Annotated in this window: 1 protein-coding gene; it reads left to right on the top strand. The window is 64.0% G+C overall.

Annotated elements, in window-relative coordinates; genetic code table 11:
- The coding region (locus tag ACVA58_RS28580) for a helical backbone metal receptor (RefSeq protein WP_446513604.1) at positions 1-242 on the top strand (242 nt) is incomplete at both ends.

The raw sequence follows: 242 nt of genomic DNA on the forward strand, positions 1-242 counted from the left end.
GTCCATTACCGACCTGCTGTTCTCGCTCGACCTGGGCGATCAGCTGGTCGCCCGCACCGGCTTCTGCATCCACCCGCGCGAGGCCGTGCGCAACGTGCCCAAGGTGGGCGGCACCAAGACGGTCAAGCTCGACAAATTGCGCGAGCTTGCGCCCACGCACGTCATCGTCAACATTGACGAGAACACGCGCCCGACCGTCGACAAGCTGCGCGAGTTCATCCCCAACATCATCGTCACGCACC

This window comes from Photobacterium sp. DNB22_13_2 (genome assembly GCF_052873915.1).